Here is an 8,222-nt window from a genome sequence, read left to right on the forward strand (position 1 = left end):
GTGGTGGGGGACGGCGGTTGAGGGGGGCCGCCGAGCCACAGGCTACGCAGGGTCGCGTGTACGCGTCAGACATGTTCCGGCCTGGAACTTCTGACGGCAAATCGGACAAAATCCGGAAGTTTGAGCGGTCGAACGGCACCGCACATGGAGCATTTCCCGTCGCGCGCATGCGCACAGTACCGGCCCCGGTCTGTCCGAAACGTGACACCCCGTCTGCCCCGCGGCGCGGCGCGCGACCGGCGGGACGGGACGAACGGGGGGAACCGGGCGCCCGGACCGCCTCCGGCGAGACTACGACGCCGCGAAGACGATCTCCCGCAGGGCACGCGCACCGGCCCGGTCGAGTACCACAGCCGAGGCACAGCCCGCCGGCGGCCGCCCCGTCCCGGCCAGGCGCCGGCGCAGCCGGTGCGCGGCGTCCCGGTGCCGGGCGAACGCGTACGCGGAGACGGCCTGGCCCCGGGCCCGCTGACCGTCGCGGGCCTCCTCGGCACTGGCGTCCAGCAGGATCAGGTGCACCCGGCGCCCCTGCCGCTCGGCGGTCCGCGCCAGCCACTGCCGGACGTAAGGCACCGCCCCGCAGTCGTGCACGGTGAGCGGCCCGCCGGCCAGCACCGCGCGCCGCAGCCGCCGGTAGTGCGCGAGGCGCACCAGCGGGCGGTACAGGGCGTACGGCAGCCAGGACGGGACGCGGGACGCGTACTCCTCGCGGACCAGCTGCGAGTCCACGACCGGCACGCGCACACAGCGGCGCATGAGTGTGCTCTTGCCGCTGCCCGGCAGCCCGGAGACCACCAGCAGGTCGCCCGCCGGATAGTGCAGGACGCTCGGCGCGGCACCCGGGCCGCGACCGGAGCGGAGGTCCCGGAGGCCGCGCGGGCGCAGCACTCCGGACGACGGCTCCACCGCGAGCTCCCGGCAGCCGGGGCGCGGCACCGTGCGGGCCGCCCGGTCGTGGGCTGCCCGGTCCTGGGCTGCTCGGTCACGGGCTGCGGCCCGGTCGCGAGCCGCCCCGAAGACCTGCACGTCCGACATCGGCACTCCCCCTGCTTCCCCACCGGTCCGGGTGCTCCCGGCCCCTCCTCCCGAAGAGCTTGCCCCCTTCAAGAGAGAGTAAAGACTAATGGTCAGACCGGGTCCGGGCCGAGCCTTTATCGCTCCAGGATCGTCACAGAAGCGCTCCGGGCGCGTCACAGGCACGGAGCCAGCGGCCCCGGCCCGGCCGGGGCCCCGCAGGACCCCGGCCGGGAGCCGTCTCAGCCGAGCTGCGGGGCGATCCGGGAGGCGATCAGCTCCAGGTGGTCCAGGTCGCCCAGGTCCAGCATCTGCAGATAGATCCGCTCGCTGCCGACGGCGGCGTAGCGGCCGATCTTCTCCACCACCTCGTCCGGGGTCCCGGCCAGGCCGTTGGCCTTCAGCTCGTCGACATCGCGGCCGATCACGGCGGCCCGGCGGGCCACCTCGGCGTCGTCCCGGCCGACGCAGGCGACCAGGGCGTTGGAGTACACCAGGTCGTCGGCCTTGCGGCCGGCCCGCTCGACGGCCGTCCGGACCCGGCCGAACTGGGCCTCCGAGTCCGCCACCGACACGAACGGCAGGTTGAACTCGTCCGCGAACCGGGCGGCCAGCGCCGGGGTGCGGGTCGGTCCGGTGCCGCCGACCAGCACCGGGATCTTCGCCTGGGCCGGCTTGGGCAGCGCGGGCGACTCGCTCAGCCGGTAGTAGGTGCCGGCGAAGTCGAAGGTCTCGCCCAGTCCGGTGCTCCAGAGGCCGGTGATGATCTCCAGCTGCTCCTCCAGCCGGCCGAACTTCTCCTTCGGGAACGGGATGCCGTAGGCGGTGTGCTCCTCCTCGTACCAGCCCGCGCCGAGGCCGAACTCGACCCGGCCGCCGCTCATCGCGTCGACCTGGGCGACCTGGATCGCCAGTACGCCGGGCAGTCGGAAGGTGGCGGCGGTCATCAGGGTGCCGAGGCGGATCGTGCTGGTCTCGCGGGCCAGGCCGGCCAGGGTGATCCAGGCGTCGGTCGGGCCGGGCAGGCCGCTGACGCCGCCCATCTTCAGATAGTGGTCGGAGCGGAAGAAGGCGCTGAAGGCCCCCAGCTCCTCGGCGGTCCTGGCCACCCGGAGCAGCGTGTCGTAGCTCGCGCCCTGCTGGGGTTCGGTGAAGATTCGAAGATCCATACCGGCCATTCTGGTACAGACCACCCCGTGCCCATGCCCGAACCGGGGAAGCGGCACCGTCGGGCGGGTGTCCGCCGGGGTGGCACGCCGGGTGTCCGGCGCGGGGCGTGCGCCGACTGTCCGCCGGGGTGGCCAAGGTCTCCTCCCCGGGCCGCCTGCCCCGGCGTCGCGCTCGCCTACCGTGGACGGATGTCCGCCACGCCCGACGAGTCGCCCCGGCGCCTCCCCGCCGACTCCGCCGCCCCGCACCCCCGGCCGGAGGGCTGTCCGCTGCCCGGGATCCTCGCCGCCTTCGGCCCCCGGCTGGCCGAGCTCGCCTTCGAGCCCTGCCTCGTCGCGGCGGTCGACCAGCACGCCGCCGAGCTGCGCGAGCTGCTGTACGCGCAGGGGCCGGAGCTGCAGCCGCGGCGGCTGAACCGTGCGGAGCTGTCCGACTACGCGCGCGGCTTCCTGGACCGGCTCGCCGAGATCGGCTGGCGCGAGCCGGTCGGGTACGACTTCGCGGTGCACCGGCTGACCGCGATCTGCTGGCTGGTCCGGCAGAACGGCCTGCTCCCGGCCTGACCGGCCTGCCCCACGGGACCTCCCGAGCCCCCGGCCCGGGAGGAATACGGAGAACGGCTGGATACACCCCGGCACCCCGTGCGTACAGTGGCGGTCCACACAGCACGGACGGCCGTCCGCGGCACGGCCGGGACGGCGGGCGGGAACGGGACAGCGTGAGCGGGAACAGGACAGGCGGCAACGGCAGGAGCGGCACCGCCGGGAACAGTACCGGCTACCGCACCGGCACCGGCGGGCACCGTGCGCTGGTCTGGCGCGGGCTGCCCGAGCGGCCCGGCGCCGCGGTACTGGTCCTGCACGGCGGCCAGGAGCACAGCCTCTCCCGCCCGGGCCCGGTCAACCTGGCCGGCCTGCGGATGGCCGGCTTCGTGCACGCGCTGCGCCGGGAGACCGAGGGCGCCGGGGTCGCCGTCGGCACCGTCCGCTACCGCCACCGGGGCTGGAACGGCGAGCGGGCCGACGCCGCCAGGGACGCGATCGCCGCCCTCGACGACCTCGCCGAGGAGCTGGGCCCGGTCCCGACCGTGCTGGTCGGCCACTCCATGGGCGGCCGCGCCGCCCTCCGGGCCGCCGGCCACCCCACCGTCACCGGCGTCGTCGCACTCGCCCCGTGGTGCCCGGCCGAGGACCCCTGCGAGCAGCTCGCCGACCGCGACGTCCTGATGCTGCACGGCGACCTCGACCGGATCCCCCCCCCCGCCGACACCCGCGCCTTCGCCGCCCGGGGCCGCGCCGCCGGAGCCCGGGTCTGCGGCTACACCGTCCTCGGCACCGGCCACACCCTGATGCGGCGGATCGGCGACTGGCACCGCGCCACCGCCCGCCTGTCCGCCGGCCTCCTCGGCCTGCGCGACCTCCCGCCGGAGGCCGCGACCGCCATGGCCCTCCCGGCCCGCTCCACGGCCGCCCTGGACCTCCCCCTCCCCGCCCACCCCCGCACCACCGCACCGACCGGCCACCCGTCCAGGCCCCTCCCCACGGACGCCTGACCACCCCCGCCCGTACACCGCCCCGACCGACTCCCCCACCACCGAGCCGACTTGGGCATCCAAGCCAAACGGTGCGAGGACGCCGGTATGGTGAGGGACCGTCGGGGGGCGGATCTCCAAGGGGGCGGACGCGCATGGCCGAAACAGTGACCATCGATCTCGGGGACGGCACGACCGTCCGGGCCGAGGTGATCGGCGAGGTGAACTTCCAGCAGCCGGAAACGCCTTCGGACGTCTGGGGGGACTCCGGCGACGCCGCCTGGGGCGGGGGCCGACGCGCCGCCTCGCAGCTCGGTTCGGCCGTGGCACTGACGCTGGACCAGGTGCGCAGCACCGTCCAGGGTGTCGGCCGCTGGGCGGCGGAGAGCATCGCGCAGGGGGCGGCCGGCAACCCGGACACCTTCGAGGTCGAGTTCGGGCTCAAACTGGCCGTCAAGTCCGGTCAGTTGCTCGGTGTCATAGCCGAGGCCGGCAGCGAGGCCGGACTCACCGTCCGCCTCTCCTGGGACCTCGCCGAGCGCCGTCGGCAGCAGGCGGCCGCAGTGGATCCGGCCGCTGCGGCGGATCCGGCAGCTCCGGCAGCTCCGAACGCGCAGAACGCACAGACCGCGCCCGACGGCGCGAGCGCCCCGGCCCCCAGAGCGGCCGACGCCGAGTGACCGTACCCGCGCGGCCCGACCTCGCCGCGGCCGAGGCGCTGCGCGGCCGCACCGTCGTGATCACCGTCGCGGGCGAGTTCCGCGGCAGCGGCTTCCTGGTGGCGCCGGGCCTCGCCGTCACCGCCGCGCACGTGGTCGCGCGGGCGGCGCGCGCGGCGGAGCCGGTGGGCGTCCGGCACGAGTCCGGCGAGCACGCCGTCCCGGCCGACCGCATCCGGCTGGACCCGGCGACGGGCGAGGACAGCGGCAGCACCGGCAACGGCAACGGCAAGGGCTCCTACCCCTTCCCCGACCTCGCCCTGCTCGGCGTCCCGGACTGGGCCGGCCACCCGGTGGTCCGGCTCGCGGCCACCGAGGCCGAACCGGACACCGTCCTGACCGCCCTCGGGTACTCCACCCACACACCGAGCCCCGGCGCCCGGCCCGACACCCTGCGCCTGCGGGTCGTCGGCCTCGCGGACCGGTACCTCGGTGTGCGCGGCGACGGCATCCGGGACGGCCACAGCGGCAGCATGCTGGTCGACGGGGACGGCCTGGTGCGGGGTGTGCTCAAGGGCAGCCGCTCCTTCCAGCGGGACGAGGGCGGCTGGTACACCCCGGTCGGCGCGCTGACCGCGCTGCTGGGCACGGCGGGCGTCGCCCCCGTCCCGCCACCCGCGCCGCCCGCACCGCCCGGGAACGGCGAGCTGGTCGACGCCCTGATGGCCTTCGAGCTGCTGCGCCGCCCCGACGGCCGCTACGACCTGCTCGACACCATGGGCCGGCACCTCGGCCTGGCGCACTCCTTCGAGGCCGAGGAACGCCCCGACCGCCGCACCCACCTGCACCAGATCGTGCGCGCCTGCCGCAGCTTCCGCGACGGCCGGTCCGCCCTGCGGGCGCTGCGGGACGCGATGGCCGAACTCGCCCCGGACGACGGCGCACTCGGCACACTCGACGCCGTGGTCGGGCGCGCCCTCGGCGAGCGGGAGGACGGCTAGCCGGATGCACGTGACACCGTTCGTGCCCCCGGCGGCCGGCCGGGGGCCGTGGCCGGAAGGGGCCGAGGAGGTTCTCGTCGGAATCCTGCTCGGCTTCGACAGGATGCTCCAACTCACCTTCCGCCAGGACGTGCTGGCGACCATGGGCGCGTCGGCGAAGACCCGTGGCATCCAGGCCGACATCCGCGAGGACTACACCCCGCGACCGCACGTCCGGGAGATGCTTCGGGCGATCCGCGCCTTCCGGGATCCGTGGGCCGCGCTTGACGCCCTCGCCGAGGCGCTGGAGGAGCTGGCGCGGAACGACGGCGCACGGGACTGGCTGGAGCTCGCCCGACGGGTCCTGAACCGCGGCGAGGACCTTCCCCGCGGCGAACTGCTGGCAGTGATCGGCGAGTTGCACACGATCACGGCGCCGGCCAGGCCGGCCCGCCACCTGCCGGAGGACATCCCGGGGCTGCGGGAGCGCGACACGGCGGAGATGACCCTGCCGGCGCTCCTGGACCTCCTCGTCAACCGGATCGACGACGACCCGCTCGGCCCGCTGGTCGCCTTCCTCCGTGCGCTCGGCGACAACCCCGAGGTCACCCGGCAGCACCCGCTCCCGGCCCTGCGCCGGTTCCTCGCCGCCCATGCCGACCGGGCGCCCGCCGTCGCGGCGGCGGTCCCCGGCGAGCGGCTGATCGTCCAGGTCCGGCTGGACGAGGAGGGGCCCGTCCACACCGGCGACACCCGGTACCGGCTGCACATCTCCTACTACCGCCAGCCACTGGCGGGCGGACCGTTCCGGCGGGTCGGCAGCCACCAGGACGACCAGGCGTTCACCAGGAGCGAGCTGCTCGGGGCGGGCGGCGCGCGACTGGTCGCGTGGAAGGAGCTGAAGCTGGCGCTCCGCACGACCGACCCGGTCCGGATCGAGTTCCTGCTGCCACGCTCCATCCTCGGCTACACCGCCGAGCTCTGGTCCACCGGCGCGACCCGCCGGCCCCTGGGCGAGTTCCACCCGGTGGTGGTCCGGCAACTCGAACGCTACTGCGAGCCCCACCTCGGCCTCGCGCTCTGGCGGCAGCGCTGGGCCAACCTCCAGTCCCACGGCGTCGACTCGAACGAGGTCATCGAACGGATCGAATGGCCCTCGCTCGACCGGGCGAGCGCCAAGGAGCTGCTCAACTGGGTGACCGGCAGGAAGAACCTCGCCTGTCTGGGACTGACGGTCCCGTACGAGCAGCTCGACCCCGAGGTGCAGTACGCCGTGGACGACGCGATGTACTTCGAAGGGATACCCGTCCTGATCTGGCGGCGGGTGGCCGGCGACCCGGACCCGCTCGTCGCGGCCCTCCGCCAGCACCGGCCCACCCGGCTGGCCGAACTGCCCGACGCCGTCCACCGGTACCGGCGGCAGGTCGGCGGCCCGAACCCGGACCCGGACCGCACGGTCACGCTGCTCTGGGACGACCCGGACTGCGTGGACCCCGATCAGGACTACGCCTTCCCCGGGATCGTCGAATGACCACGAACCCCACGGCGACCCCACGGCGACAAGCGACGAGTCAGGAGCGTTCATGGCCGAGGACTGGTGGATCTACCGGGGCACCGGCGTCCCTCACGGCGGGATCGCCGGGCTCCCGCCGGCACCCGCCTGGCGTGCCTTCGGCGACCCGGACAGCGACCCCGAACGGCTGCCGGTGCCGCCCCCGGAGGACGCGGCGGCCGGTTCCACGGCCCGCCGGCTCGGCCGGGTCCGGCAGGCGGCGGCGTACCAGGCGGACGCGCGGGAGGTCCGGCTGGTCAACCTCGCCCTGCACCTGCGCCGCCCCCTGCTGATCACCGGCAAGCCCGGTGTCGGCAAGTCGACGCTCGCCTACGCGGTCGCCCACGAGCTGCGCCTCGGCCCGGTGCTGCGCTGGTCGATCAGCAGCCGGTCCAGCCTGCGCGACGGGCTGTACAGCTACGACGCGATCGGGCGGCTGCACGAGGCCGGGCTGTCGCGGGAGAGCGCCCGGCGGGCCGACCCCGGCGGGGACCCGCGGCCGGAACCCCGACCCGAACCCCGGGACGAGCCCCGGTCGCCCGCCATCGGCAGGTTCCTGCGGCTCGGCCCGCTCGGGACGGCGCTGCTGCCGTGGCGGACACCGCGGGTGCTGCTGATCGACGAGATCGACAAGAGCGACATCGACCTGCCCAACGACCTGCTGAACGTCTTCGAGGAGGGCGAGTTCGAGATCCCCGAGCTGCTGCGGCTCGGCCCGGACCCGCAGGAGGTCGGCACGGCCGACCACGGCCGGACGGCGGTGGTGCGCGGCGGTGTGGTGCGCTGCGCGCAGTTCCCGCTGGTCGTCCTCACCAGCAACGGCGAGCGGGACTTCCCGGGCGCGCTGCTGCGGCGCTGCGTCCGGCTGGAGATCCGGGCGCCGGACGAGCAGCGGCTGGCCGCGATGGTCGCCGCCCACCTGGGGGAGGAGGCGGCCGCCGCGGCGGAGACCACCGATCTGATCGCCGAGTTCCTCCGCCGTCAGCGGCAGGACGGGGCGGAGCTGGCCAACGACCAGCTCCTGAACGCCCTGCTGATGGCCGGACGCGTGCTCAGGACCGACCAGCGGGGGCGGGACGCCGTGCGTGACGTCCTGCTCCGTCCGCTCAACGAGAGCTGAGCGGAGGTGGGTTCGGCAGCGCCGGGCGGGGCGACGGAGGGGGCACCGGAGGGGCCGACGGAGGGGCTGACGCACGCGCTCGCCGGGCTGGCCCATCGCTCCGGGCCCCCCGAGGCCGGGGGCGCGGACCGGTCCGGCGGCCACGCCGTCCAGGTCACCCAGCCCGCCGCCCTGGACGGCGGCCTCGCCCTGGCCC

Annotated in this window: 9 protein-coding genes; 7 read left to right on the top strand and 2 right to left on the bottom strand. The window is 75.3% G+C overall.

The genetic code is table 11. From position 1 onward, the window contains the following. Nucleotides 1–291 precede the first annotated feature (291 nt). Entirely contained in the window at nucleotides 292–1,035 is a 744-nt protein-coding gene (locus ADK60_RS18120) for an AAA family ATPase (protein WP_053647260.1), read from the bottom strand. Nucleotides 1,036–1,256: 221 nt separating this feature from the next. Next, nucleotides 1,257–2,183 carry an LLM class F420-dependent oxidoreductase gene (locus tag ADK60_RS18125; protein WP_053647262.1) on the bottom strand — a complete coding sequence of 309 codons (927 nt, stop codon included), beginning with the start codon at nucleotides 2,181–2,183 and terminating at the stop codon, nucleotides 1,257–1,259. Nucleotides 2,184–2,372: 189 nt separating this feature from the next. On the opposite strand from ADK60_RS18125, the gene ADK60_RS18130 reads away from it, so the two are divergent. The 7 genes from ADK60_RS18130 to ADK60_RS18160 form a co-directional block, all read left to right on the top strand. Further along, entirely contained in the window at nucleotides 2,373–2,747 is a 375-nt protein-coding gene (locus ADK60_RS18130) for a DUF6401 family natural product biosynthesis protein (protein ID WP_234371131.1), read from the top strand. A gap of 155 nt (nucleotides 2,748–2,902) precedes the next feature. Then, on the top strand, nucleotides 2,903–3,736 hold the full coding sequence (locus ADK60_RS18135; RefSeq protein ID WP_063783180.1) for an alpha/beta hydrolase: 834 nt from the start codon (nucleotides 2,903–2,905) through the stop codon (nucleotides 3,734–3,736). 134 nt (nucleotides 3,737–3,870) lie between these two features. After that, nucleotides 3,871–4,395, top strand: a complete 525-nt coding sequence (locus ADK60_RS44875) for a CU044_2847 family protein (protein WP_159400480.1) — start codon at nucleotides 3,871–3,873, stop codon at nucleotides 4,393–4,395. Continuing rightward, on the top strand, nucleotides 4,392–5,375 hold the full coding sequence (locus ADK60_RS44880) for an effector-associated domain 2-containing protein (protein ID WP_053647266.1): 984 nt from the start codon (nucleotides 4,392–4,394) through the stop codon (nucleotides 5,373–5,375). Before ADK60_RS44875 ends, ADK60_RS44880 begins: the two co-directional genes overlap by 4 nt. 4 nt (nucleotides 5,376–5,379) lie before the next feature. Then, nucleotides 5,380–6,885, top strand: coding sequence for a VMAP-C domain-containing protein (locus ADK60_RS18150; protein ID WP_053647268.1), 1,506 nt, complete (start codon nucleotides 5,380–5,382; stop codon nucleotides 6,883–6,885). A 52-nt stretch (nucleotides 6,886–6,937) separates the two neighbouring features. Then, on the top strand, nucleotides 6,938–8,026 hold the full coding sequence (locus tag ADK60_RS18155) for an AAA family ATPase (protein WP_053647270.1): 1,089 nt from the start codon (nucleotides 6,938–6,940) through the stop codon (nucleotides 8,024–8,026). A gap of 6 nt (nucleotides 8,027–8,032) precedes the next feature. Then, the coding region (locus ADK60_RS18160) for a hypothetical protein (RefSeq protein ID WP_053647272.1) at nucleotides 8,033–8,222 on the top strand (190 nt) is incomplete at its 3' end.

Origin of the sequence: Streptomyces sp. XY431 (genome assembly GCF_001279805.1) — a bacterium.
GTDB lineage: Bacteria > Actinomycetota > Actinomycetes > Streptomycetales > Streptomycetaceae > Kitasatospora > Kitasatospora purpeofusca.

Coding starts and splice junctions, on each gene's coding strand:
- ADK60_RS18120 (WP_053647260.1), bottom strand. CDS start 1,035: ATGTCGGACGTGCAGGTCTTCGGGGCGGCTCGCGACCGGGCCGCAGCC.
- ADK60_RS44875 (WP_159400480.1), top strand. CDS start 3,871: ATGGCCGAAACAGTGACCATCGATCTCGGGGACGGCACGACCGTCCGG.
- ADK60_RS18150 (WP_053647268.1), top strand. CDS start 5,380: ATGCACGTGACACCGTTCGTGCCCCCGGCGGCCGGCCGGGGGCCGTGG.
- ADK60_RS18125 (WP_053647262.1), bottom strand. CDS start 2,183: ATGGATCTTCGAATCTTCACCGAACCCCAGCAGGGCGCGAGCTACGAC.
- ADK60_RS18155 (WP_053647270.1), top strand. CDS start 6,938: ATGGCCGAGGACTGGTGGATCTACCGGGGCACCGGCGTCCCTCACGGC.
- ADK60_RS18130 (WP_234371131.1), top strand. CDS start 2,373: ATGTCCGCCACGCCCGACGAGTCGCCCCGGCGCCTCCCCGCCGACTCC.